Raw genomic sequence first — 23,827 nt, forward strand, 5'->3', positions numbered from 1 at the left:
GCTAACCGGCCTCGCCGGGGTCCTCCCCGCCCCGGTAGGCCTTGGGCGTGCGACCGCTCCAGCGCTTGAAAGCGCGGGAGAAGTTGGCCACATCGTTATAGCCCAGGGCATAGGCCACCTCGCTGATGCGCAAGGTGCCGTCGCTCAGCAGCTTGCGCGCCCGCCGGTAGCGGACTTCGTCCTGAAGTTCCCGGTAGGTCAGGCCGGCCTGCTGCAGGTGCCGCTTCAGAGTACGGGGCGACACCGCCAGCCGCTCGGCCATATCGGCCAGGTCCGGCGGCGCGCCGTCTCCATCACGGAGGGCGGCGCGTACCCGCTCCGGCAACGGCCCCTCCTGATTGGCGCGCCAGCGCCGGAATTCCAGTTCACACTGCTCCCGGGCCAGGGCCTCCGCCTGCGGGTCGGCCAGCCGTGGCCGCGCCGCCAGCAGCGCGGCGGACAGGATCAGGGCATCGCGGGGCTGGTCGTAGCGCACCGGCACCGGCAACGCCCGTCGCAGGGCTTCCGCGTGGGCCGGCGGCGGTCCCTGGAAATGCACCTCGGCGCCGTCCGGCGAGGCTTCCATCAGCTGCTCGAGCATATAGACGAAGCCGATCACCATGGCCTCGATCACGAAGCTGCGTACCGGGCCGGGGCCGAAATCGGTGCGAAAGCTCAACGCCTGCCGCTGCCGTTCCAGGGGTTCGCGCTCCACCACCAGAAAGGGCGCGCGCAGGCCCAGGTAGCGGCGCGCCGCTTCCAGACCATCGTCGATGGTGGGGCTGGAGAGGGCCAGCAGGCCCACCGGGCCATGCAAGGTAATGCGCATGGCCCGGGCATAGCGGAACCCCAGACCGGCGTCCCCGACCAGGGCCAGGCCGATCTCGGCGGCCAGGTTGGCACGCTCCATGGGCAGCCGGAATTCCGGGTCCAGCAGCTGCTCGCGGCCGGTGCCCAGGCGGCGCAGCAGCGGTGCCGGGTCATGGCCCAGCTCGCGCAGCACGTCGCACAGCAACACCACATAGATACCCGGTATGCCGGGGGTGAACCAGGCACGGCCCGAAGTCACCACAGGTTGGCCCTCCACAACAAGACCGCAAAGGCTCGACTGGACCATAGTTGTGAGCATCAATCAATGACACCCGAAACCGGAGTCACCGATGACACTGCTTTCCCGTTCACGCCGCGCGGTGGCGCGGCTGCCGATCCGCCCCCGGCGGATGAACTTCAAATTCCAGGGCTTCGAGCAAAGCCGCTACTGGTTCGACAACGATCCGGTGCTGACCCACTTCATGAATGTGCTGTCGGTGACCTTCCCGGACGGCGAGCGCTTTTTCGTGGACGCGGTGCGCGCCTTCCGCGACCGGGTGGGCGACCCGCAGCGGCAGAAGGACATTTCCGGCTTTATCGGCCAGGAGGCCATGCACTCCCTGGAACACAAAGCCTTCAACGACCTGGTGGCCGGCCACGGGCCCGGCTACGACGCCCTGGTCAACGAGGCCCTGGGCGTGGCGCAGCGGTTGCTGGCCGGGGCGCGCAAGCATCTCAGCGCGGAGCGCCAGCTGGCGGCCACCGCCGGCCTGGAACACATCACCGCGATCCTCGCCGACACCATTCTGCGGCGCGCGGACATGGTGGAGAAAATGGATCCGTCGGTGCGCCCCCTGTGGGTGTGGCACGCCATCGAGGAAACCGAGCATAAGGCAGTGGCCTTCGATCTCTACCAGGACGTGGACGGTGACTACTGGCGCCGGCAACGGGCGTTCTTCTACGGCACCGCCTACCTGGCGGTGTTCAGCACCTACTTCACCTGGCGTTTTCTCAAGGAGGACGGCACGCACCGCCGTCCGCTGACGGTGGCCAAGGGGCTGTGGAAGATGTTCGGCTACAAAGGCGTGGTCAGTCAGGCGATTCCCGCCTGGTTCCAGTACCTGCGGCCGGGCTTCCACCCCTGGCAGGACGACAATACCCATCTGCTGGAAAAGTGGCGCGCCACCCTGCCGGAACCGGCGGTGTCCGCCGCCGCCTGACCTTCGCTCTTCTTGTCCGGCGCCGGCGCGGGGCTCCGCCGCGCCGGCAAGTTCCGTTACACTCTGCCTCGCACAGCACGCGAGGCAGACTATGACATCCGACCGCAAGGACCGCCTGTTCACGGAACAGGACCGGGCGATCGCCGACTTCGACTTCGGCGAACGCACCGCCGAGGTGTTCGACGACATGCTCGATCGCAGCATTCCCCAGTACCGGGAGCTGCAACGCATGATCGGCGAACTGGCGGCGCAGTTCGCCACCGCCGGCTCCCGGGTCTACGACCTGGGCTGCTCCACCGGCATCACCCTGAACAGCCTGCACCGGGCGGTGGACCCGGCGGCGGAGCTGGTGGGGGTGGACTATTCCGAGGCCATGCTGGACAAGGCCCGCGCCAATCTGGCCGACCTGCCGGCGGGCCGCCTGCGGCTGTGCGCCGGCGACCTCAACGACGGCGTGGCCATCGAAAACGCCTCGGTGGTGGTGCTCAATCTCACCTTGCAGTTCGTGCGGCCGATCAACCGCGAGGGGTTGCTGCGCGCCCTGGTGGAAGGGCTGCGCCCGGGCGGCGCGCTGATCCTGGTGGAGAAAGTGCTGGGCAGCGATGCCCTGCTGAACCGTCAGTGGATCAAGCTCTATTACGACATGAAAAAGCGCAACGGTTATTCGGAAACGGAGATCGCCCGCAAGCGGGAAGCGCTGGAAAACGTGCTGATTCCGTATCGACCGGACGAGAACCTGCGCATGCTGTCCAGGGCGGGCCTGGACAGCGTGGACATGTTCTTCAAGTGGTACAACTTCGCCGGCTTCATCGGGGTGAAAGGGTAGATTTACCCTTCCTGCAGGAGTTTTCTCAGGTCCACCAGGGCGGCGTTGGCGCGGGACAGGTAGTTGGCCATCACCAGGGAATGGTTGGCGAACAGACCGAAGCCGGACCCGTTCAGAATCATCGGGCTCCACAGGGTCTGCTGGGTGGCCTCCAGTTCGCGCACCATCTGCCGGAAGCTGACCGTGGCGTTCTTGCGCCGCAGCACGTCGGCGAAGTCCACCTCCACGGCGCGCATCAGCTGCGCCAGGGCCCAGGAGGCACCGCGCGCCTCGTAAAAGACGTTGTCGATTTCCATCCACGGGGTTTGCACGTAGGTCTCGCGCTCGTCGAGCTGCCCCACCGGCGTGTCTTCATCGGTGTTCAGCTGGCTGCGGCCCACGCTCTGGCTGAGGCTCAGACTCAGGGAGCCGAGCCGGTTCTGCACTTCATTGAGCCAGTAATTCAGGTTGTCCGCCCGGGTATAGAAATGGGCGCTGCCGTCATCGCGGCGCAGCGCTTCCAGGTAGTTTTGCAGCGCCCGGATGCCGCGCCGGTATTCGTTCTCCGTGGCCGGCATGGCCCAGCTTTCCGAATCGAAATTGAACTGCGGTTCAGCCACCGCCAGGAAACGGTCCTCCTGGCTCTGCGACTGGGAGCGGCTCATGTCGCGGCGCATCACCCGGGTCACGTCGCGCAGCTGCACCAGCACGCCGTATTCCCAGCTCGGCATATTGTCCAGCCACAGCCGGTGGGGCAGCATGTCGTTGCTCAGGTAGCCGCCGGGCTTGTCCAGCAGGGTGCTGGCCACATGGATCACTTCACGGGTAACGGTCTCGCCGGCCACCGCGCCGTCGGCCCGGCTCACCGGTTCCAGATCCGGCTCCAGGCTCCAGTACCAGCCCAGCAGCGCGTCCACCAGCAGCAGGATCAACACCAGGCCCAGCAGACCCTTCCAGATACGATTGTTTTTCGGATCAAGCAGCCGGTCGCCGACTTTCTGTCCGAATTTATCTTCCTTCATGGGCCCTTCCCCGTTGCCATCGCCACCGCTTCATGGCGGTCACTGTATGACGGTCACTATACTCCTCGCCGGCCGGTGCCGCGCGGCGCTATCCACCTCGACCGCAGGGCGGCGCCGTCAACCGCGCGGTAGCGTCATCACCGCCGCCGCCGGACGGTCCTCGTCGCGCAGCCGGAACCGAAGCGCCCCACCATAGATGCTGAGGATGCGATCGACAATGGAGAGGCCAAGCCCGGCACCGGGCACATCCTGCCGGCCCCGGCTGAAACGCCCCGTGAAACGCCGCTGTTGCTCGGCGGTGAGGCCGGGCCCGCCGTCGCTCACCTCCACCCGCGCCTGCCCTTCGGCCTCGCCCACGCGCACCCCCACGGCGGCGCCTTCCGGGGAATAGCGGCAGGCGTTGTCGAGCAGATTACGGATCAGCATGTCGGCCACTTCGGCGGGCATCGCCACCCACACATGCGGCGGCGCTTCCAGGGCCACGGTCTGGCGGCGCTGTTCGGCCAGCGGCGCGATCAGGGTGATGCAGTCCCGGGCCACCGCCACCAGGTCGCAGCGGTCACCGGCGGCGGCCCGCTGCGGGTCCAGCCGCGACAGCTGCATCAGTTGTTCCACGGTGCGACCGGCCCGGTCCACCGCGCGAGTCAATTGGCTCAGCGACGCCGCCACCTCCTGGGGATCGTCGAGCTGGGCCGCGTTGTCCGCGTGCAGGCGCAGCGCCATCAGCAGGGTACGCAGTTCGTGGGCGGCGTCGGCGGTAAAGCGCTTCTCCCGCTCCAGGGTGCCCACCAGCCGCGCCAGCAGGGTGTTGATGGCCTCGGTGAGCGGCGCCAGCTCGCGCACCGGGCGGTGCCGCAGCGGCGTCAGATTATTGGCGTCCCGGGCCGCTACCGACCGCGCCAGCCGGGTCAGCGGGCGCAGGCCCCAGCGCACCGCCAGCCACACCAGCATCAGGATCACCGGCACGCTCAGCACATAGGGCGCCAGCACCGTGACGGCGGTGTTGGTGACCAGCGAGCGGCGCGCCCGGTCGCTCTCCGCCACCACCACCCAGCGCCGCCCGGACAGCGGCAGGGCATAGGCGTGCCAGCCACCGACCTCCCGATAGCGGCCGCCAAGCTCCGGGTCGGCGAGCGGCAACAGCGGCTCCCGGGGGGCGCCGTCGCTGCCCATCACCAGCTCACCATCGCGCCACAGCTGATAGACGAAATAGCGCTGATAACGCTGCTCGGAGGGTTCCAGCCTGGCCACCCGGGGGTCCGGCGCGTCGTCGTCCCAGAACGACGCCAGCAGCCGGGTGCTCTGCACCAGCTCCGCGTCGTACTGCTCGTCCAGTTCGTGGTAGAGGGTGTGGTAGGTGCCCCAGCCCAGCAGCACGCCACCGCCCAGGATCACCGAAACCAGGGCGGTCATCAGGAAACGTCGGATCGAGAACATCAACGGCCCTCGGGCGGTGCCAGGAGGTAGCCCACCCCGCGCACGGTCTTGATCAGGTCGCCACCGAGTTTGCGGCGCAAATGGTGAATGTGGACTTCCAGGGCGTTGCTCTCCACTTCCTCGCTCCAACCGTACAGGGCCTGCTCCAGGTGGTCGCGGGTGAGCACCCGGCCGGCGCCGCGCGCCAGCTCCACCAGCAGCGCCATTTCCCGACGCGGCAGGCGCAGCGGCTGGCCATCCCGGGTCACCGTCATGGCATCCGGATCGATTTCCAGATCATCGATGCGCAGCAGTTCCCGGGCCGGTTCCGCCCCGCGTCGCAGGCGGGCGCGCAACCGGGCGCGCAGTTCGTCCACCGAAAACGGCTTGATCAGATAGTCGTCGGCGCCGGCGTCCAGGCCATGAATACGGTCGTCCAGCCGGTCCCGGGCACTGATCACGATCACCGGTACCGGGTGGCGCCGGCGCCGCAGGGCGCGCAGCACGTCCAGACCGTCCAGACCGGGCAACCCCAGGTCCAGCAGCACGGCGTCGAAGCGGCCGTCCTCCACCGCCGCCTGGGCCAGGTCACCGCGGGCCACATGGTCCACCGCATAGCCGTCATGGCGCAGGGCCCGGACCAGGCCGTCCGCCAGCATCTCGTCGTCTTCCACCAGCAGAATCCGCATCGGCTTTCTCTCCCCGGCAGCATCCTTTGCCCTGCACCCGGTCACTATAAAAGTCCCGACGGCTTTTGCACCACCTTCGGGTTGCGGGGACAATAGGCCCTCGGGGCTTAACGGATTCTTAAAGCCGGGCCGGCAGGCTGCCCGGAACCTCCCGGGCCGGGAGGTATCCAATAGCGCAAACCGGTGGGAGAAAGGAATGACGTTCTTCAAGGGGGGGCGGGCGCGCCGCTTACCAGGCATCGTGCTGACGGCGTTGCTCGGGCTGCTGATCATGGCCGGACCGGCCGGGGCCTTGTCCCTGAGCGACGGCGGGCTGTCCGGGTTCGGCGACGACAGCGATGCGCTGCCGTCCGTGGACGAGGCGATCCAGGTGGTTACCGACGCGGACTGGGACCGCCAGCGGCTGCTGGTCAGCTTCATGCTCCGCGACCACGTCTACCTGTACCGGCACAAGCTGGACTTCACCCTGCGCGACGCCAACGGCAATCTTCTGGCCGATTTCGACGACCTGGACCTGCCCCCGGCGGAGGACAAGACCGACGAGATCTACGGCGACACCCAGGTCTATTACGGCCAGTTGGACGTCACCCTGCCGCTGGACAGCGTGCCCCTGGCGGACACCGAACTGGAGGTGAAGTACCAGGGCTGCATCGAGGACCGGCTGTGCTACCCGCCGGAGATCCGCACCTACGCCTTCAGCGCGCCGACCCCGGGCGGTAACGATCGCGGCACCGCCACGCCCGCCGCCGGGTCGGCGTCCACCGCGGTCTCCACCTCCAACACCAACGCCAACGCCAACGCCAACGAAGACGGCTTTTTCGCCACCCTGTTTTCCGAGGACGCCAACGCCTTCAATCAATGGATGAACGGGCGCGGTCTGGGCCTGATCGTGGCGCTGTTCTTCGCCGGCGGCATCCTGCTCGCCTTCACCCCCTGCGTGTTCCCCATGGTGCCGATTCTGTCCGGCATCATCGCCGGGCGCGGCGCCACCGCCGGCGGCGCCGCCGGGGCCCGGCGCGGCTTCGTGCTGAGCGTCGCCTATGTGCTCGGCGTGGCCGTGCCCTATACCCTGGCGGGCCTGCTGGTGGCGGTGTTCGGCGCCGGCCTCAATCTGCAGTTCCTGCTGCAGCAGCCGGCGGCGATCCTCACCAGCGTGGTGATCTTCGTGTTGCTGGCGCTGTCCATGTTCGGTCTCTATGAGCTGCAACTGCCCGCCGCCCTGCGCGATCGCCTCAACCGGGCCGGGCCGGACGGCGGCGGTGGCGTGCCCGGCGCGGTGCTGCTGGGGGTGATTTCCGCCCTGGTGGTGTCCCCCTGCGTGACGCCGATCCTGGCCGGCGCCCTGCTCTACGTGGCCGGCACCGGCGATGCCCTCACCGGCGCCGCCTCCCTGTTCGCCCTGGCCCTGGGCATGGGCGTGCCGCTGATCATCTTCGGCACCGGCGGCGGCCACCTGCTGCCCCGGGCCGGGCTGTGGATGGAAGAGATCAAGCGCTTCTTCGGCGTGGTGATGCTGGGCGTGGCCATCTGGCTGCTGGACCGCATCGTCTCCGACACCCTGACCCTGGGCCTGTACGGCCTGCTGCTGCTGGTCTACGGGGTGCTGCTCGGCGCCCTGGAGCCGGTGGCCGAGGGCGCCAGCCGGCTGAAGCGCGCCCTGGCCCTGGTGCTGGCCCTGTACGGCACGCTGATGCTGATCGGCGCCGCCGCCGGCGGCGACGATCCCTGGCAGCCGCTGGCACCGCTCACCGCGCCGGCCGTCGTGGCCACCGCCCCGGGCCCCGGGACCGCCCCCGGGGCGGCCGACCGCCCCACGCGGCCCGCCGCCGACGACGAGCACGGCCCCTGGGTGAGCCTGGCCGGCCGTGGCCCCCTGCGCGACGCCCTGGCCGCCTCCGCCGACGCCGACCGGCCGGTGCTGGTGGATTTCTTCGCCGAATGGTGCGTGGCCTGCAAGGTCATGGAGGACACCACCCTGGCCGACCCCACGGTGCTGGACGCCATGGCCGGCTTCGACCTGTACCGGGTGGACATCACCGAGATCAACGACGAGAACCAGAAGATCATGGCGGAGTACAACATCTTCGGCCTGCCCAGCTTCGTGTTCTTCGACCGCGACGGCCGCGAGATCCCGGACGCCCGGGTGCTGGGCGAAATGGATTCGCCACGCTTCCTGAAGCACCTGAACAACCGGATCCTGCCGGCCACCGGCGCCCACTTGTAACCAATGGTGTAAAGTCCTTTATTTCCGCAAGCGGATACCCTTAGACTGCCAGCGTTGATGGAAAAAGCCGGACAAACCGGTATTTCGTCACACGTTCAACGCAGATGACCGCACTTTCAGGGGTAGACGTCTTGGCTAGCATCCTCGTACTCCACGGGCCCAATCTGAACCTTCTGGGTCAGCGCGAGCCCGACAAGTACGGCCACACCACGCTGGCGGCCATCGACCGTGACCTGCACCAGCGGGCCACCGCGGCGGGCCACCGGCTGGAGCATCTGCAAAGCAACGCCGAACATCAGCTGATCGAGCGCATCCACGCGGCGCGCACCGACGGCACCGATTTCATCCTCTTCAATCCGGCGGCGTTCACGCACACCAGCGTGGCCCTGCGCGACGCTCTGCTGGCGGTGGCGCTGCCGTTCATTGAAGTGCATTTGTCGAACGTGCACGCCCGCGAGCCGTTCCGGCAGCATTCGTATTTTTCCGACATCGCCGAGGGCGTGATTTGTGGTTTGGGCGCCGCCGGGTACCAACTGGCGCTGACCGCCGCCCTGGAACATCTGGATCAGGCACAGGACTGAGCATGGACATCCGTAAAATCAAGAAACTGATCGAACTGCTGGAAGAATCCGGCATCGAGGAACTGGAAATCCAGGAGGGCGAGGAATCCGTCCGCATCAGCCGTGGCGGCCGCCATTCCGGTGCGCCGGCGCCGCAGTACGCCCCGTATCCCCAGTACGCCGCTCCGGCACCGGCGCCGGCCCCCGCGCCCGCCGCCGACAGCGCCCCGGCGCCCCGTGACGACACGCCCAGCGGCCATCTGGTGCGCTCGCCCATGGTCGGCACCTTCTACCGCTCGCCGTCCCCCGGCGCCGCCACCTTCGTGGAAGTGGGCCAGAAAGTGCAGGCCGGCGACGTGCTGTGCATCGTCGAGGCGATGAAAATGATGAACCAGATCGAGGCGGACAAGTCCGGCACCATCGATGCCATCCTGGTGGAGGACGGCGAGCCGGTGGAGTTCGACCAGCCCCTGTTCTCCATCGTCTAACGGGGGTTTCCCATGCTGGAAAAGGTTCTGATCGCCAACCGAGGCGAAATCGCCCTGCGCATCCTGCGTGCCTGCAAGGAGCTGGGCATCCGTACCGTGGCGGTGTATTCCAAGGCCGACCGTGACCTGATGCACGTGCGGCTCGCCGACGAAGCGGTGTGCATCGGCCCGGCGCCGTCCACCGACTCCTACCTGAACATCCCGGCCATTATCAGCGCCGCCGAGGTCACCGACGCGGACGCCATCCACCCGGGCTACGGTTTCCTGGCCGAGAACGCCGACTTCGCCGAAAGCGTGGAGCGCTCCGGCTTCATCTTTATCGGACCGCGCGCCGACACCATCCGCCTGATGGGCAACAAGGTGTCCGCCATCGAGGCCATGAAGGCCGCCGGCGTACCCACGGTACCCGGCTCCAACGGCCCGGTGGGCGACGACGAGGACGCCACCCTGATGATGGCCGAGGAAATCGGCTACCCGGTGATCATCAAGGCCGCCGCCGGCGGCGGCGGGCGCGGCATGCGCGTGGTGGAAGACCGCCAGCAACTGCTCAACGCGGTGACCCTGACCCGCTCCGAGGCCAAGAACGCCTTCGGCGACAGCACCGTGTACATGGAGAAGTTCCTGCAGAAGCCGCGCCACGTGGAAATCCAGGTGCTCTCCGACGGCGCCGGCCACGCCATTCACCTGGGCGACCGGGACTGCTCCCTGCAGCGCCGCCATCAGAAAGTGGTGGAAGAAGCCCCGGCACCGGGCATTCCCGCTCACCTGAAGGAAGAAGTGGCCCAGCGCTGCGTCAACGCCTGCAAGGAAATCAACTACCGGGGCGCCGGCACCTTCGAGTTCCTCTACGAAAACGAAGGCTTCTACTTCATCGAGATGAACACCCGCGTGCAGGTGGAACACCCGGTCACGGAAATGATCACCGGCGTGGACATCGTCAAGGAACAGCTGCGCATCGCCGGCGGCGAGGGCCTGACCATCAAACAGGAAGACGTGACCTTCCAGGGCCACGCCATCGAAGTGCGTGTCAACGCCGAGGACCCGGCCAGCTTCGTGCCCAGCCCCGGCAAAATCACCTACTTCCACGCCCCCGGCGGCAACGGCGTGCGCGTCGACTCCCACGTCTACGGCGGCTACACGGTACCGCCCTTCTACGACTCCCTGATCGGCAAACTGATCACCTGGGGCGAGAACCGCGACGTGGCCTTCGAGCGCATGCGCATCGCCCTGGAAGAAATCGTGGTGGAAGGCATCAAAACCAACGTGGCCCTGCACCGGGACAAAATCTTCCGCGACCCGGCCTTCAAGGAAGGCGGCGTGGACATCCATCACCTGGAAAGAAAACTGGGCAACCACTGACCCGGAAAGGGGCCGGCATCGCGGCTGAAGCCGCTCCTACACCCAACCCCACCGTGGCGGCCCATTGCGGTTGGCACGGAGGCGGGAGGATTTTCCCCTGGCCCGGACCGTTGAAGACAGGGATGTCTGAAACGAGCCCCCAGGGACGGGTTCACGGCGTGTCCGGGCCAGGGGAAAATCCTCCCGCCGGCCTCTCTGGAGAACCCCACCCCGAAAGCCCCCCTAGAACAGAAAGTCGCGAATCCGCTCCGCCACTTCCCCCACCTCCCGCATCGGCAAATCCGCCGCGTCCCGATACCCGAACAGCAACGCCTCGATCAGCTCCGGCCGCCAATGGGCCCGATCCTCCACGCAGCGCAGAAAATGCAGCCAGTTGCGCCGCCGCGCCCAACGCGACATGGACCACGGCCGCACCTTCATATCCAGCACATCGATCAGACCGATACGGAACCCGTCGATCACGATATTGCCCGGATGCACCGACCGGAAGAACACACCCTGGCGATGCAACCGCGCCAGGAACACGCCCACCCGATACATCAACTGGGCGTCCGTCTCGCCCCGCGCCAGCAACGCCCGCAACGTATCGCCGGGCATCGGCTGATACACCGCCACGGTGTGCGGCTCGCCGATAATGCGATGCAGGCTCTCCACCTCCAGGGTGGGAATCCGCAAGCGCTCCAGCCGCCGCGCATGGCGCGCGAAACGCACCGCCGCCGGCGACAGCAGCTCGCGGTTGAAAAAGCGCTTGCGCCGGAAATACTTCAGATAGCGTCCATCCCGCAGCCGCAGCACCTTGATGCCGTGCCCGTCCCGCTCCACCACCTGGGAATCGGCCACCACGCGGTCCAATTGCGCGCGGCTGAGAGGGTGAATGTGAACCATGACTTCGAACTCCCGTGTACGCCGGCGGCCGCTCAATCGGACCGCGGACGCGTCAGCCGGGGAATGATGCCCCCGGTCCGCTCCATATAATCCAGATACCGATGCCCGTGACGCTCCAGGTTCTGCTGCTCCTCCAGGGGCACCCGCAACAGGTAGGCCAGCGTGAAGGTCAGTGCCGCCACCGGCCCGGCCAGCCAGTTCTGCAACAACAGCAACTGCGCCAGCGCCCACAACAGCATGGCGGCGTACACCGGATGGCGCAGATAGCGGTACACGCCGCCGCCGCGCAGGGTGCCGCAGGGCGCCAGCGCCGGCCCCCGGTCGCGACCGGCGCGCCAGAACAGCCAGATGGCGGCGCTGCCGAGCATCAGCCCGACCCAGGCCACCTCGTCCAGAAACACCACGTCAGCGAATTCGAACCAGGGCAGCAGCGCGTCGCACAGCGGCACCACCACCATGGCCAGCACCACCAGCACCTGCAGCAAACGCTTCTCCAGGTCGCCCTTGGCGCGCGCACCGAGACTGGCGAACAGCGACAGACGCGGTACCAACCCGTGCACGCCGAGGGCCAGCAACGCCATCGCCGCCAGGATGGTTTCCGCCATATTTTCGGTCATGGGTGTCCTCTTGGAGGCAGCGGCCGCCGTTCGGCGGTCGCGGAATAAGTTTCACTTCAACTATACGCGCCCCGCTCGCGGTGCCGCCAGCCGGGCGCGTCGCGGCTGAACCCGCCCCCACTGTGATATACACTGCGCGGGTTTGGTTCCGACCCACGACCACCGGAGACGCCATGGCCTGGCAGCAGCTGCACATCGCCACCGACCCGCGCCACGCGGACGCCTTCCAGGACACGCTGGAAAACCTGGGCGCCGCCGCGGTCACCCTCACCGATGGCGCCGACCAGCCGGTGTTCGAACCGCCCCCGGGGGCCCGGCCGCTGTGGAACACCACCGTGGTCACCGCCCTGTTCGAGGACGGCGCCGACCTGGGCGCGGTGCTGGCTGCCCTCGGCGAGCAGGGCCTGACCTTCGCCGACCACCGGGTGGAGCCGCTGGCCGAACAGGCCTGGGAACGGGCCTGGATGGACGACTTCCGGCCCATGCGCTTCGGCGAACGGCTGTGGATCGTGCCGAGCTGGAGCGAGGCGCCGGAACCGGACGCGGTGAACCTGAAACTGGACCCGGGCCTGGCGTTCGGCACCGGCACCCACGACACCACCGCGCTGTGCCTGGAATGGCTGGACGGCGCCGACCTGCGCGGCCGCCGGGTACTGGACTTCGGCTGCGGCTCCGGGGTGCTGGCCATCGCCGCCCTGCTGCTGGGCGCCGACGCCGCCGTGGGCACCGACATCGACCCCCAGGCGCTCACCGCCAGCGCCGACAACGCCACAGCCAACGGCGTCGGCGAGCGGCTCAGTCTGTGCCTGCCCGACGCGTTGGCGGCGGAGGAACAGTACGATCTGCTGGTGGCCAATATTCTGGCCGGGCCGTTGATCGAGCTGGCCGCCACCCTGGCCGGCCGCTGCCGCCCCGGCGCGCCCCTGGCGCTGTCCGGCATCCTGGCGGATCAGGCGGCGGCGGTGCGCGAGGCCTACGCGCCCTGGTTCGATCTGGCCCCCACCCGTCAGCGCGGCGACTGGGTGCGCATCGACGGCGTGCGCCGCTGAGCGCCGGCGTGTTCCAGGTAGCAAACGGCAACCGCCAGTCTTGCGGCGTACCCGCTTTGTTCTGTACAACCTTTATTTCCTACAGCTTGCTCCGATGCGCCGAGACGTCCAACCATGGCCGGCCCCTATAAAACCCGCTGCCCGCATTGCGGCGCCCAGTTCAAGATCAGCGACGAACACCTGAACCAGGCCCGCGGCGCGGTGCGGTGCGGGTCCTGTCTGCGGATTTTCCAGGCCACCGATCATCTGATCGGCGACGCCGCCCCGCGCGCCGAGGACAGCCGCTGGGAACGGGCCCTGGACGAGGACGCGCCACGGCTGGCCGCCGACGGCGCCGGTCACGGCGGGCTGGAATTGAGCGACGCCTTTCTGGATATGGACGGCGACCAGCGTGGCGACCGCTTCACGGATCTGGACGACGCCCTGGGCGGCGCCCCGTCCGTCGCCGGCCCGGATCACTCTCAAGCCGGCGACGATCACGACCGGGCGGACGAGTCCTGGGCCGAGGCGCTGCTGCGCGACCTGGAAGACGACCACGAGGACGACCACGCCCCTTCCCGGCCCGCCGCCCCGGCCGGCCCCGAGCGGGGCGCACCGGCCTCTTCCGTCCCGCCCGCCTCGGCGCTGCTGACCCGCAACACCGCGGATCCCGACCCCGACCGGCCGGAGGACGATGACCCCGACCCGTTCGACTTCCTCAACCGCAACGCCGCCCGCCACCGCGCCGCCAACGAACGGCTCGATTATGTGGCCCCGCCGCCGGCGGGGCTGTTCAAGTGGGGGCTGCTGTCACTGCTGGCCCTGCTGGTGCTGGTCGGCCAGTACGCGGTGTTCCATTTTCAGGAGCTGGCCCGCCAGCCCCAGTGGCGCCCCTACTACGCCCAGGCCTGCCAGGCGCTGGGCTGCGCCCTGCCCCTGCACTCCGACCCGTCGCGGCTGCGCGGCGCCAATCTGGTGGTACGCAGCCACCCCCGGTTCCGGGACGCCCTGATGGTGGACGCCCTGCTGTTCAACGAGGCGGACTGGCCGCAGCCGTTCCCGGTGCTGGAGCTCACCTTCACCGATCTGCAGGGCCAGGTGGTGGCCAGCCGACGCTTTCCGCCCGCCGAATACCTGCGCGGCGACTTCAGCGGCGCCACCGCCATGCCCAGCGGCACCCCGGTGCACATTGGCCTGGAGATCGTCGATCCGGGCCCCCGGGCGGTCAATTACGACCTGCGCCTGCTGCCCGCCGAGGCCGCCCCCGCCCGCGTCAGCCGGGCGCCCTGAGCCCGCCGCGCCAATCGGGGCTTTCCAGCCGGGCCCCGGGTCTCTATCATTGTCGCCCCCCGTGCCCCCGCGCGGGGCCTTGAACGTATTTTCAGGCGACACCCTGAAACGGAAATCCTGCCAACCCGACGCTTTTCACAACGAGTTGCCATGCGGATCGGCCCCCACCTGCTTCCCACCCCCCTGATTCTCGCGCCCATGGCCGGCGTGACCGATCGCCCGTTCCGGCGTCTTTGCCGGGAGCTGGGGGCCGGGCTGGTGGTGTCGGAAATGGTGACCTCGGACACGCGTCTCTGGAACTCTCGCAAATCCGCCCAGCGCCTGGACCACGGCGATGAGCCCGGGCCGATCTCGGTGCAGATCGCCGGCGGCGAGCCGCGCATGATGGCGGAGGCCGCCCGCGCCAATGTGGACCGGGGCGCCCAGATCATCGACATCAACATGGGCTGCCCGGCGAAGAAGGTGTGCAAGCGCGCCGCCGGCTCCGCGCTGCTGTCCGATCCGGACCTGGTGGCGCGGATCCTGGACGCGGTGGTGGCCGCCGTGGACGTGCCGGTGACCTTGAAGATCCGCACCGGGCCCGACCGCGAGCACCGCAACGCCGTGGAGATCGCCCGCCTGGCGGAACGCGCCGGCATTCAGGCGCTGGCCATTCATGGCCGCACCCGGGCCGACAAGTTCAACGGCGAGGCGGAGTTCGAGACCATAAAGACGGTGGTGGAATCGGTGAGCCTGCCGGTTATCGCCAATGGTGATATCAAATCGCCGCGAAACGCCCATCGGATACTGGAATCCACGGGTGCCAGTGGTATTATGATCGGCCGCGCCGCCCAGGGTAATCCCTGGATATTCCGGGACACCCTGCATTACCTGGAACACGGCCGGCTGCCCCAGGCACCGCGGGTCGAGGAAGTGCGCGAGCGCGTCCTGACGCATCTCGCGGACCTGCACCACTTTTATGGGGAATACACCGGCGTACGTATCGCCCGCAAACATCTGGGCTGGTACACGCAATACCTGCCCGGCGGAGACGCTTTCCGGCGCGGGTTCAACAAGCTGGACGAGGCCGGCCCACAACAGCGGGCCGTTGAGCAGTTTTTCCAAGAGATCAACGCCCTCGGCGACCGTGTCCGCTTCGGTCGCTATGGCGAGGTGTCTGCCCGGAACCCCTCAGCCCGGACAAAAGACGGAGCATTGGCCGCATGACCCTTTCTTCAATGAAGACCGCTGCAGCACGGACACTCACAGAAATGAATACCGCCGAATCACGTAAACCCCATCTGACGCTGGCCCGTAGCGAGACCCACGACACCCTGCGCAACTGCGTGCGTCGTTCCCTCGCCGACTACTTCAACCAGCTCGACGGTGAGCCGGTCAGCGAGCTCTATCAGATGGTGCTGGCGGAGATGGAAATTCCGCTGCTGGAAAAAGTCCTGGAATACACCCGTGGCAACCAGACCAAGGCCGCCGAGCTGCTGGGCCTGAACCGGGGCACGCTGCGCAAGAAACTCAAGCAGTACGGCCTGCTGTAACGGCGGGCCGCCGATCCCAAGGGCAGTGATACTGCCCTTTTTTCTTTTCCGACCCGATGAATGCACGCGCGCCCCGCGCCGCCCCCGGCGTGCCGGCGTGACACCGAAGGTGAACAACCATGAGCAAGGCCGTTGAACGCGCGCTGATCAGCGTTTCCGACAAAACCGGCATCGTCGACTTCGCCCGCGCCCTGGCGGACCAGGGCGTCGAGCTGCTGTCCACCGGCGGCACCTTCCGCGCCATCCGGGACGCCGGCATCACGGTGCGCGAAGTGTCCGACTACACCGGCTTCCCGGAAATGATGGACGGCCGCGTCAAGACCCTGCATCCCAAGGTGCACGGCGGCATTCTCGGTCGGCGCGGCCAGGACGACGGGGTGATGGCGGACAACGGCATCCAGCGCATCGACCTGGTGGTGGTCAACCTGTATCCCTTCGAAGCCACCGTGGCGCGGCCCGACTGCAGCCTGGAAGAGGCGGTGGAGAACATCGACATCGGCGGCCCGACCATGGTGCGCTCGGCGGCCAAGAACCACGCCCATGTGGGCATCGTCACCGACGCCGCCGACTACGCCCGGGTGCTGGACGACATGCAGGCCCACCAGGGCGCCCTGTCCGACGGCCTGCGGTTCGACCTGGCGATCAAGGCGTTCGAGCACACCGCCGCCTACGACAGCGCCATCGCCAACCACTTCGGCAAGCTGGTGGGCGAGAACAACCAGGACTTCCCGCGCACCATCAATCTGAATTTCCGCAAGGCGCAGGACATGCGCTACGGCGAGAACCCGCACCAGAAAGCGGCCTTCTACGTGGAGCGCGAGCCGGCCTCCGCCAGCGTCGCCACCGCCCGGCAGCTGCAGGGCAAGGCGCTCAGCTACAACAACATCGCCGACACCGACGCCGCCCTGGAGTGCGTCAAGTCGTTCACCAAACCGGCCTGTGTGATCGTCAAGCACGCCAACCCCTGCGGCGTGGCGGTCAGCCTGGACGGCATCGAGCACGCCTACGACCTGGCCTTCGCCACCGACCCGGAATCCGCCTTCGGCGGCATCATCGCCTTCAACCGGGAACTGGACGCGGCCACCGCCAAGGCCATCGTCGACCGCCAGTTCGTGGAGGTGATCATCGCCCCGCGGGTCAGCGAAGAGGCCCTGGCCATCACCGCCGCCAAGAAAAACGTGCGCGTGCTGGAGTGCGGCGAGATCGACGGTCCCACCGCCCGGGGCCTGGACTACAAGCGCGTCAACGGCGGCCTGCTGGTGCAGGACCGGGACGTGGGCATGATCACCGAGGGCGACCTGAAGGTGGTCACCAAGCGGGCGCCCACGGAAGCCGAGATGCACGATCTGATCTTCGCCTGGAAGGTGGCCAAGTTCGTCAAGTCCAACGCCATCGTCTACGCCCGTAACCGGCAGACCATCGGCGTCGGCGCCGGCCAGATGAGCCGCGTCAATTCCGCGCGCATCGCCGCCATCAAGGCCGAGCACGCGGGCCTGGAAGTGAAGGGCTCGGTGATGGCCTCCGACGCCTTCTTCCCGTTCCGCGACGGCATCGACAACGCCGCCGAGACCGGCATTCACTGCGTGATCCAGCCCGGCGGCTCGATCCGCGACGAGGAAGTGATCGCCGCCGCCGACGAAGCGGACATGGCGATGGTGTTCACCGGCATGCGCCATTTCCGGCATTAAAAGCAGTTGAAAGTTGAAAGGAGAAAGTTAAAACCCTCACCGGGGTGCCCTTTCAACTTTTAACTTTTAACTTTCAACTGACCGGGGCTGCCCCTCATAAAGCACCCCGAGAAACGGTTCAGAGGTGGATCGAAGCATGAAAGTCCTGATTATCGGCGGCGGTGGCCGCGAGCATGCACTGGCCTGGAAAGTGGCCCAGGCGGACACCGTGGAGAAGGTGCTGGTGGCGCCGGGCAACGCCGGCACCGCCCGCGAGGCCAAGGTGGAAAACGTGGCCCTGGACGTGCTCGACCAGCAGGGCCTGGCGGAGCTGGCCGAACGGGAAGGGGTGGCGCTGACCATCGTCGGCCCGGAAGCGCCGCTGGTGGAAGGGCTGGTGGATTACTTCCAGAGCCGTGGCCTGAAGTGCTTCGGCCCGGGCAAGGCCGCCGCCCAGCTGGAAGGCTCCAAGGCCTTCACCAAGGATTTCCTGGCCCGCCACGCCATCCCCACCGCCGCCTACGGCAACTTCACCGATATGGATGAAGCCCTCGCCTATGTGCGCGAGCAGGGCGCGCCGATCGTGATCAAGGCCGACGGCCTGGCCGCCGGCAAGGGCGTGATCGTGGCGATGACCCTGGAAGAGGCCGAGGACGCGGTGCGCGATATGCTGGACGGCAACAAGTTCGGCGACGCCGGCCACCGGGTGGTGGTGGAGGAGTTCCTGGACGGCGAGGAAGCCAGCTTTATCGTCATGGTGGACGGCGAGCACATCCTGCCCATGGCCACCAGCCAGGATCACAAGCGCGTCGGCGACGGCGACACCGGCCCCAACACCGGCGGCATGGGCGCCTACTCCCCGGCGCCGGTGGTCACCGACCAGGTGCATCAGCGCATCATGGACCAGGTGATCCGCCCCACCGTGGCCGGCATGGCCGCCGAGGGCATGCCCTACACCGGCTTCCTGTACGCCGGTCTGATGATCGACGGCGACGGCCAGCCCAAGGTGATCGAGTACAACTGCCGCTTCGGCGATCCGGAAACCCAGCCGATCATGATGCGTCTGCGCTCCGATCTGGCGGCGCTGTGCCTGGCGGCCCTGGACGGCACGCTGGACCAGGTGGAAGCGGACTGGGACCCGCGCCCCACCCTGGGCGTGGTGATGGCCGCCGGCGGCTACCCGGACAGCTACGACAAGGGCGATGAAATCCATGGCCTGGACGACGCCGACTCGGACACCGTCAAGGTGTTCCACGCCGGCACCCGTGGCACCGACGGCAAGGTGCTCACCAGCGGCGGCCGGGTACTGTGTGTCACCGCCCTGGGCGACAGCGTGGCCGACGCCCAGAAGCACGCCTATCAGGGCGTGGCGCGGATTTCCTGGCGTGGCGCCTACCATCGCACCGACATCGGCTACCGGGCGGTGGCCCGGGAGCAGGCGTGACCCCCTACCGTGCCTGAGTCGATCCCACTGTTCCTGGCGGCGGTGGCGATCGGCTGCTACATCCAGACGGTGACCGGGTTTGCCCTGGGCATCTTCGTGCTTACCGTGGTCACCCTCACCCAGGTGGCCTCCATTCCGGTCACCGCCACCGCGCTCAACATCATGAACCTGCTGCTCGGCTCCATGGTGGTGCTGCCCCGTCTGCGCCAGGTGAACTGGCGCCTGATTGCCCTGAGCCTGGCCGGCGGCCTGCCGGCCATGGCCCTGGGCGTGGTCGCCCTGGGCTACCTGGACCGCAACGCCGAGCACCTGCTGCACCTGTTGCTGGGCGGCCTGATCTTCGCCGCCGGCGCGGTGATGGCGCGCCGGCCCAACCAGCGTGACACCCTCTCCTCGGCCCCGGCGTTCATCGGTGCCGGCGCCCTGGGCGGCTTCTTCGGCGGCCTGTTCAGCATCGGCGGCCCGCCGGTGGTCTACCAGTTTTACCGCCAGCCGGTGCCGGCGGCCACCCTGCGCCTGACCCTGGTGGCGCTGTTCTCACTCACCTCCCTGGGCCGCCTCACCGTGGTCGCCGCCAGCGGCGACCTGACCGGCGACGTGCTGCGCACCGGCCTGATGAGCCTGCCGGTGGTGGCGCTGGCGGCCTGGCTCGGCCGCCGCTACCCGCCGCCGCTCGGCGAGCGCGCCATGCGCCGCTTCGTGTTCCTGCTGCTGATGCTCAGCGGCGCCGCCGTGACCCTGCTGGCGCTGCTGTAGGGCCCTCGCGCCGACTCCATCACACCGGCGGGCCCCGGCCCGTGCGTGGCGCCGCGAAAGCCCCTACAGTGGGAGGCTGGCCGCCCTGGGGGACGGCCCGCAACGACAAAAAAAGGGGGAGTTCCATGAGCGCCACCGGGCCCGACACGCGCCTCCCGTCCCCGGACGGCGACAGCGCCGACATGAGCCGGCTGAGCCTGTTCATTCCATTCGACGGCCTGAGCGAATCGCATCTGGCCGAGATCCGCGATCAGGTGACGGTGCAACGCCTGCCCGCCGGGCGGCTGCTGTTCAAACGCGGCCAGACGCCGGACCAGGCGTTCTTTCTGATCGACGGCGAGCTGGATCTGATCGACGCCGGCTACACGGTGCGCGCCTTCGCCGCCGACGACGACGAAAACTATCTGGCGCTGGACAACTATCCGCGCCATACGGTCAACGCCATCACCCGCGACAGCGCCGTGCTGTACAGCATCGACCGGGACAAGCTGGACCTGCTGATGGCCTGGACCCAGGCCCCGGATCTGCTGCCCGATGAACACCCCGACGACCACGACTGGATGGACGCCCTGCTCGCCTCCGGGCTGCTCGCCCAGGTACCGCCGGCGCAGTTGCACGCGTTGTTCGTCAAGTTCCAGCCGCGACCGGTGCAGCTCGGTGAAACGGTGATCGAGGAAGGCGCCGCCGGCGACACCTTCTATGTCATCAAACGCGGCAAGGCCATGGTCACCCGCGCCGGCGCCGCCGGCAGCGAGCCGCTGGCGGCGCTGTCCGCCGGGCGCTTCTTCGGCGAGGACGCGCTGATCAGCGACCAGCCGCGCAACGCCACCGTCACCATGACCAGCGACGGCGAACTGATGTGCCTGGACAAGGCGGACTTCCAGGCGCTGCTGCAGAGCTCGGTGATCCGCCGCGTCAGCGAGGACCAGTTGGACACCCTGGTGCTGGAAGGGGAACGGCCGCTGGTGCTGGTGGACGTGCGCCTGCCCATGGAAGCGCGCCACGATATGATCCCCGGCGCCCGCAACCTGCCCCTGCACGAGCTGCGCCAGCGCGCCCGGCGCCTGGAGCGCGCCTTTACCTACGTGCTGTGCGCGGAAGGTCGACGCAGTGAGCTGGGAGCCTATATCCTCTCCGAGGCGGGGCTGGACGCCCTGGTGCTGGATCGGGGAAACCATGACGACAGGGCAACGCAGCAGGACCAAGAGCACGCCGAGGCGATGGCGCCCCGCTAGCGCGGCGCGGCCATCGCCGCGAATTCGCTGGCTGCTGGTGTCGTGCCTGCTGATCGCCGGCCTGGCCCGGGCCGGCACGCCGCCCCCCTATGTGATCGCCGGCCCGCTGGACGAGGCCCGCATCACCATTTATTCCGAGTATCTGGCCGACCCGGACGGCACCCTCACCGTGCAGGCCCTGGCCGCCGGCGCCCGCGACGGCGATTTCCGCCCCGGCGCCCGCTTCGTGGAGCGGCTGGGCCTCAGCGATCATCCCTGGTGGATCCGCGTGGCGGTGCGCAACGACCTGCCGGTGGCGGGCCGCTTCGCGCTGGTGCTGGGACCCCGCAACTATTTCGACAGTACCCTGTTCGTGCCCGGCGACGACGGCTACCGGCCGGCCACCGACGCGGAGCGCTTCGTGCACCGCGACCCGGTGTACCTGGTGGACCTGCCGCCGCAGCGCACCCGGGTGTTCTATTGGCGGGTCAATCCCCGCGGCAGCATGCTCTACTCGGTGAGCCTGACCGACCTGGCCGGCGCCGTGGACAACGATCCCCGCTACCTGCTGTATTGGGTCCTGCTCGGGGTGATGCTGACCCTGGCGCTCTACAACCTGCTGGTGGCGCTGTTGCGCGGCGGCCCCAGCCACGGCTACCACGCCGGCTTCCTGGTGGCGATGGTGGCGCTGCTGCTGTTCGCCTCCGGTCAGCTCGCCGACAGCCGGTTCTGGGGCCCGGCGTTGCCGGCGCTGAAGGTGGCCTCGATCATGCTGGTGATCCTGTGCGCCTGCGGGGTCGGCCGCACCTTCGTCGACAGCCGCCGCTACGCCCCCTGGCTGCACCGGCTGCTGCTGGGCGTCGCCGGGCTGGCGGTGGCGGGCCTGCTGGCGGCGCCCTGGCTGCCGGTGGTCACCGGCCTGAGCCTGGCCTTCGGCCTGGCGCTGGTGGCGGCGGCCTTGCTGGTGATGCTGGCCTACCAGGCCTGGCACCGGGAGGCGCCCCAGGGCAGCCTTTATTTCTTCACCAGCCTGCTGATCTCCAGCCCGCTGGTGCTGGCCTGCCTGACCATGTTCGGCATCGCCGACGGCGGCTTCGATCTGGTGCTGAGCGTGATGATCGCGGTCAACCTGGCGGCCCTGGTGCAGGCGGTGGGCCTGCGCATCCAACTGCAACGCCGGCAACGGCTGGTGGCCGAGGCACGCCGCGACCGGGCGGTGGCGGAGGCGGTGGAGCGCACCCGCCGGGAAACCCTGGCGCGCATGGGCCACGACGTGCGCACCCCGCTGAGCGGCATTCTCGGCATGGCCGAGATCCTCGAGGACACACCCCTGTCGCCGAACCAGCGCGAGTGCGTGGGCGGCATCCGCAACGCCGGCGAGAATTTGCTGAAGATCATCAACAACGTGCTGGAATACTCGCAGCTGGCCGACCAGGAGGTGGAGCTGGACCGGGAGGCCCTCAACACCCACGACCTGCTGATGGACGCGGTGGACCTGTTCCGCGAGCGGGCCGAGGAGAAGCAGGTGGAGCTGATCACCCATGTGCACACCAATGTGCCGACCCTGGTGGAAGGCGACGCCGGCCGGCTGCGCCAGGTGCTCACCAACCTGATCGGCGCCCTGATCCGCCACGCCCAGCCCGGCGAACTGGTCATCGACATTTCCCTGGAACCCACCGGCCGGGCCGGCCTGGTGCGCTTCGAGCTGGCCGGCAGCGCCCTGCGGGCCGGCAGCCTGCGGCGGCTGCGCGAGCAGGACAGCCGCCGGGACAGCGCCGGCCTCAATCGGGTCATCGCCGAACAACTGATCACCGCCATGGGCGGCCGCCACGGTCGCCGCGACGAACACGGCGCGGAGCCGGGCTACTGGTTCGTGCTGCCGCTGCCGTCCCTGGACCCGGGCCACGCGCCGGCGGACACCGACGACCAGCTGCTGCAGGGCCGCAGCATGCTGGTGGTGGACGATTCCTCCACGGTGACCCGGGTGATCCGCCATCTGGCGCTGAGCTGGGGCATGCGGGTCACCGCCAGCCACGATCCCCGCGAAGCGCTGGCCTCCCTGCGCACCCAGGCCAATATTCACGAACCCTACGATGTGGTGCTGGTGGACCAGCTGATGCCGGGCATGAGCGGGCTGCAACTGGCGGCGCGCATCCACGAGGACCCGGTGATCACCCACCCGGCGGTGCTGATCATGCTCAGTGGCGTGAACAGCACCCCGGACGACAACGAAGCGCGCAACGCCGGCATCCACCGAGTGCTGCCCAAACCGGTGTCGGCGCCCCGGCTCAAGCAGGCCCTGGCCGAGGAACTGGGCCTGAAGGCGCCGGCGCGCCGGGACCCGCAAACCGCGCCGGACCCGCACCTGCGGCTGCTGGTGGTGGAGGACCACAAGCTCAGCCAGAAGGTGATCCGCGGCATGCTGCACAAGCTGGGGCTGACGCCGGAGCTGGCGGCCAACGGCCAGGAGGCGGTGGCGATGGCGGAACGGACCCGCTACGACCTGATTCTGATGGACTGCGAAATGCCGGTGATGGACGGCTTCGAGGCCACCCGCCGCATCCGCGAGCACGAACGGCGCAGCGGCCGTCCGGCGGTGCCGATCGTGGCGCTGACCGCCCATATCCTGCGCGAGCATCGTGAGCGCAGCCTGGCCTCGGGCATGAACGCCCACATCCCCAAGCCGGTGGAGATGAGCGTGCTGCGGGAGGCGCTGGTGCGTTTCACCGGGAGAACGGACGATCCCGCCGGCCCGGCTTGATCCACCGCAACGACGGACGGCCCGGCGCTTCACGGCGGCGGCCTTTGGCGCTAGCATGCCC

General features: G+C 68.4%; 21 protein-coding genes. 15 read left to right on the plus strand and 6 right to left on the minus strand.

Annotated elements, in window-relative coordinates:
• Window position 1: 1 nt before the first annotated feature.
• Window positions 2-1,048, minus strand: a complete 1,047-nt coding sequence (locus ACLD0W_RS01705; protein WP_410305788.1) for an AraC family transcriptional regulator — start codon at window positions 1,046-1,048, stop codon at window positions 2-4.
• 91 nt (window positions 1,049-1,139) lie between these two features.
• Between ACLD0W_RS01705 and ACLD0W_RS01710 the strand changes: the two genes are divergently transcribed.
• Both ACLD0W_RS01710 and cmoA read left to right on the plus strand, forming a co-directional pair.
• The gene (locus ACLD0W_RS01710; protein ID WP_410305789.1) at window positions 1,140-2,009 is read left to right on the plus strand and encodes a metal-dependent hydrolase; all 870 of its coding nucleotides are present in this window, start codon (window positions 1,140-1,142) and stop codon (window positions 2,007-2,009) included.
• Between the two features lie 91 nt (window positions 2,010-2,100).
• Entirely contained in the window at window positions 2,101-2,835 is a 735-nt protein-coding gene (gene cmoA, locus ACLD0W_RS01715; RefSeq protein WP_410305790.1) for a carboxy-S-adenosyl-L-methionine synthase CmoA, read from the plus strand.
• A gap of 2 nt (window positions 2,836-2,837) precedes the next feature.
• On the opposite strand, the gene ACLD0W_RS01720 is transcribed toward cmoA, so the two are convergent.
• From ACLD0W_RS01720 to ACLD0W_RS01730, 3 genes are all read right to left on the minus strand, one after another.
• Window positions 2,838-3,836, minus strand: coding sequence for a DUF2333 family protein (locus tag ACLD0W_RS01720; protein ID WP_410305791.1), 999 nt, complete (start codon window positions 3,834-3,836; stop codon window positions 2,838-2,840).
• 117 nt (window positions 3,837-3,953) lie between these two features.
• Window positions 3,954-5,273: an ATP-binding protein gene (locus ACLD0W_RS01725; RefSeq protein WP_410305792.1), complete on the minus strand. Its 1,320-nt coding sequence runs from the start codon at window positions 5,271-5,273 to the stop codon at window positions 3,954-3,956.
• Window positions 5,273-5,941, minus strand: coding sequence for a response regulator (locus ACLD0W_RS01730; protein ID WP_410305793.1), 669 nt, complete (start codon window positions 5,939-5,941; stop codon window positions 5,273-5,275). Before ACLD0W_RS01730 ends, ACLD0W_RS01725 begins: the two co-directional genes overlap by 1 nt.
• A 196-nt stretch (window positions 5,942-6,137) precedes the next feature.
• On the opposite strand from ACLD0W_RS01730, the gene dsbD reads away from it, so the two are divergent.
• The 4 genes from dsbD to accC all read left to right on the plus strand — a co-directional run bounded on the left by dsbD (window position 6,138) and on the right by accC (window position 10,572).
• Window positions 6,138-8,165 carry a protein-disulfide reductase DsbD gene (dsbD, locus tag ACLD0W_RS01735; RefSeq protein ID WP_410305794.1) on the plus strand — a complete coding sequence of 676 codons (2,028 nt, stop codon included), beginning with the start codon at window positions 6,138-6,140 and terminating at the stop codon, window positions 8,163-8,165.
• A gap of 131 nt (window positions 8,166-8,296) precedes the next feature.
• A complete protein-coding gene (gene aroQ, locus ACLD0W_RS01740; RefSeq protein WP_410305795.1) occupies window positions 8,297-8,746 on the plus strand; it encodes a type II 3-dehydroquinate dehydratase in 450 nt (149 codons plus the stop codon).
• Between the two features lie 2 nt (window positions 8,747-8,748).
• Complete coding sequence (accB, locus tag ACLD0W_RS01745; RefSeq protein WP_204431600.1) at window positions 8,749-9,213, plus strand: acetyl-CoA carboxylase biotin carboxyl carrier protein; 465 nt, start codon at window positions 8,749-8,751, stop codon at window positions 9,211-9,213.
• A gap of 12 nt (window positions 9,214-9,225) precedes the next feature.
• Window positions 9,226-10,572 carry an acetyl-CoA carboxylase biotin carboxylase subunit gene (gene accC / locus ACLD0W_RS01750; RefSeq protein WP_410305796.1) on the plus strand — a complete coding sequence of 449 codons (1,347 nt, stop codon included), beginning with the start codon at window positions 9,226-9,228 and terminating at the stop codon, window positions 10,570-10,572.
• A gap of 222 nt (window positions 10,573-10,794) precedes the next feature.
• On the opposite strand, the gene ACLD0W_RS01755 is transcribed toward accC, so the two are convergent.
• Together ACLD0W_RS01755 and ACLD0W_RS01760 are read right to left on the minus strand one after the other, a co-directional pair.
• Window positions 10,795-11,457 carry a toluene tolerance protein gene (locus ACLD0W_RS01755; RefSeq protein ID WP_410305797.1) on the minus strand — a complete coding sequence of 221 codons (663 nt, stop codon included), beginning with the start codon at window positions 11,455-11,457 and terminating at the stop codon, window positions 10,795-10,797.
• A gap of 32 nt (window positions 11,458-11,489) precedes the next feature.
• On the minus strand, window positions 11,490-12,074 hold the full coding sequence (locus ACLD0W_RS01760; RefSeq protein WP_410305798.1) for an isoprenylcysteine carboxylmethyltransferase family protein: 585 nt from the start codon (window positions 12,072-12,074) through the stop codon (window positions 11,490-11,492).
• A 173-nt stretch (window positions 12,075-12,247) separates the two neighbouring features.
• On the opposite strand from ACLD0W_RS01760, the gene prmA reads away from it, so the two are divergent.
• The 9 genes from prmA to ACLD0W_RS01805 all read left to right on the plus strand — a co-directional run bounded on the left by prmA (window position 12,248) and on the right by ACLD0W_RS01805 (window position 23,766).
• Window positions 12,248-13,123: a 50S ribosomal protein L11 methyltransferase gene (gene prmA / locus ACLD0W_RS01765; RefSeq protein ID WP_410305799.1), complete on the plus strand. Its 876-nt coding sequence runs from the start codon at window positions 12,248-12,250 to the stop codon at window positions 13,121-13,123.
• Between the two features lie 114 nt (window positions 13,124-13,237).
• Window positions 13,238-14,392: a zinc-ribbon and DUF3426 domain-containing protein gene (locus ACLD0W_RS01770; RefSeq protein WP_410305800.1), complete on the plus strand. Its 1,155-nt coding sequence runs from the start codon at window positions 13,238-13,240 to the stop codon at window positions 14,390-14,392.
• 150 nt (window positions 14,393-14,542) lie between these two features.
• Window positions 14,543-15,598, plus strand: a complete 1,056-nt coding sequence (dusB, locus tag ACLD0W_RS01775) for a tRNA dihydrouridine synthase DusB (protein ID WP_410305801.1) — start codon at window positions 14,543-14,545, stop codon at window positions 15,596-15,598.
• 44 nt (window positions 15,599-15,642) lie between these two features.
• Complete coding sequence (gene fis / locus ACLD0W_RS01780) at window positions 15,643-15,924, plus strand: DNA-binding transcriptional regulator Fis (RefSeq protein WP_138772945.1); 282 nt, start codon at window positions 15,643-15,645, stop codon at window positions 15,922-15,924.
• 119 nt (window positions 15,925-16,043) lie between these two features.
• Window positions 16,044-17,612 carry a bifunctional phosphoribosylaminoimidazolecarboxamide formyltransferase/IMP cyclohydrolase gene (gene purH / locus ACLD0W_RS01785; RefSeq protein WP_410305802.1) on the plus strand — a complete coding sequence of 523 codons (1,569 nt, stop codon included), beginning with the start codon at window positions 16,044-16,046 and terminating at the stop codon, window positions 17,610-17,612.
• Between the two features lie 136 nt (window positions 17,613-17,748).
• On the plus strand, window positions 17,749-19,035 hold the full coding sequence (gene purD / locus ACLD0W_RS01790) for a phosphoribosylamine--glycine ligase (protein WP_410305803.1): 1,287 nt from the start codon (window positions 17,749-17,751) through the stop codon (window positions 19,033-19,035).
• A gap of 9 nt (window positions 19,036-19,044) precedes the next feature.
• Window positions 19,045-19,791: a TSUP family transporter gene (locus ACLD0W_RS01795; RefSeq protein WP_410305804.1), complete on the plus strand. Its 747-nt coding sequence runs from the start codon at window positions 19,045-19,047 to the stop codon at window positions 19,789-19,791.
• Between the two features lie 125 nt (window positions 19,792-19,916).
• Window positions 19,917-21,026, plus strand: a complete 1,110-nt coding sequence (locus tag ACLD0W_RS01800; RefSeq protein ID WP_410305805.1) for a cyclic nucleotide-binding domain-containing protein — start codon at window positions 19,917-19,919, stop codon at window positions 21,024-21,026.
• A 37-nt stretch (window positions 21,027-21,063) separates the two neighbouring features.
• Window positions 21,064-23,766 (plus strand): response regulator, encoded by a 2,703-nt coding sequence (locus ACLD0W_RS01805; RefSeq protein WP_410305806.1) that lies wholly within the window; start codon window positions 21,064-21,066, stop codon window positions 23,764-23,766.
• Window positions 23,767-23,827 lie beyond the last annotated feature (61 nt).

This window comes from Alloalcanivorax sp. C16-1 (assembly GCF_046507805.1).
Classification (GTDB): domain Bacteria; phylum Pseudomonadota; class Gammaproteobacteria; order Pseudomonadales; family Alcanivoracaceae; genus Alloalcanivorax.

Coding starts and splice junctions, on each gene's coding strand:
- ACLD0W_RS01710 (WP_410305789.1), top strand. CDS start 1,140: ATGACACTGCTTTCCCGTTCACGCCGCGCGGTGGCGCGGCTGCCGATC.
- cmoA (WP_410305790.1), top strand. CDS start 2,101: ATGACATCCGACCGCAAGGACCGCCTGTTCACGGAACAGGACCGGGCG.
- ACLD0W_RS01720 (WP_410305791.1), bottom strand. CDS start 3,836: ATGAAGGAAGATAAATTCGGACAGAAAGTCGGCGACCGGCTGCTTGAT.
- ACLD0W_RS01725 (WP_410305792.1), bottom strand. CDS start 5,273: ATGTTCTCGATCCGACGTTTCCTGATGACCGCCCTGGTTTCGGTGATC.
- ACLD0W_RS01730 (WP_410305793.1), bottom strand. CDS start 5,941: ATGCGGATTCTGCTGGTGGAAGACGACGAGATGCTGGCGGACGGCCTG.
- dsbD (WP_410305794.1), top strand. CDS start 6,138: ATGACGTTCTTCAAGGGGGGGCGGGCGCGCCGCTTACCAGGCATCGTG.
- accB (WP_204431600.1), top strand. CDS start 8,749: ATGGACATCCGTAAAATCAAGAAACTGATCGAACTGCTGGAAGAATCC.
- accC (WP_410305796.1), top strand. CDS start 9,226: ATGCTGGAAAAGGTTCTGATCGCCAACCGAGGCGAAATCGCCCTGCGC.
- ACLD0W_RS01755 (WP_410305797.1), bottom strand. CDS start 11,457: ATGGTTCACATTCACCCTCTCAGCCGCGCGCAATTGGACCGCGTGGTG.
- ACLD0W_RS01760 (WP_410305798.1), bottom strand. CDS start 12,074: ATGACCGAAAATATGGCGGAAACCATCCTGGCGGCGATGGCGTTGCTG.
- prmA (WP_410305799.1), top strand. CDS start 12,248: ATGGCCTGGCAGCAGCTGCACATCGCCACCGACCCGCGCCACGCGGAC.
- ACLD0W_RS01770 (WP_410305800.1), top strand. CDS start 13,238: ATGGCCGGCCCCTATAAAACCCGCTGCCCGCATTGCGGCGCCCAGTTC.
- dusB (WP_410305801.1), top strand. CDS start 14,543: ATGCGGATCGGCCCCCACCTGCTTCCCACCCCCCTGATTCTCGCGCCC.
- fis (WP_138772945.1), top strand. CDS start 15,643: ATGAATACCGCCGAATCACGTAAACCCCATCTGACGCTGGCCCGTAGC.
- purH (WP_410305802.1), top strand. CDS start 16,044: ATGAGCAAGGCCGTTGAACGCGCGCTGATCAGCGTTTCCGACAAAACC.
- purD (WP_410305803.1), top strand. CDS start 17,749: ATGAAAGTCCTGATTATCGGCGGCGGTGGCCGCGAGCATGCACTGGCC.
- ACLD0W_RS01800 (WP_410305805.1), top strand. CDS start 19,917: ATGAGCGCCACCGGGCCCGACACGCGCCTCCCGTCCCCGGACGGCGAC.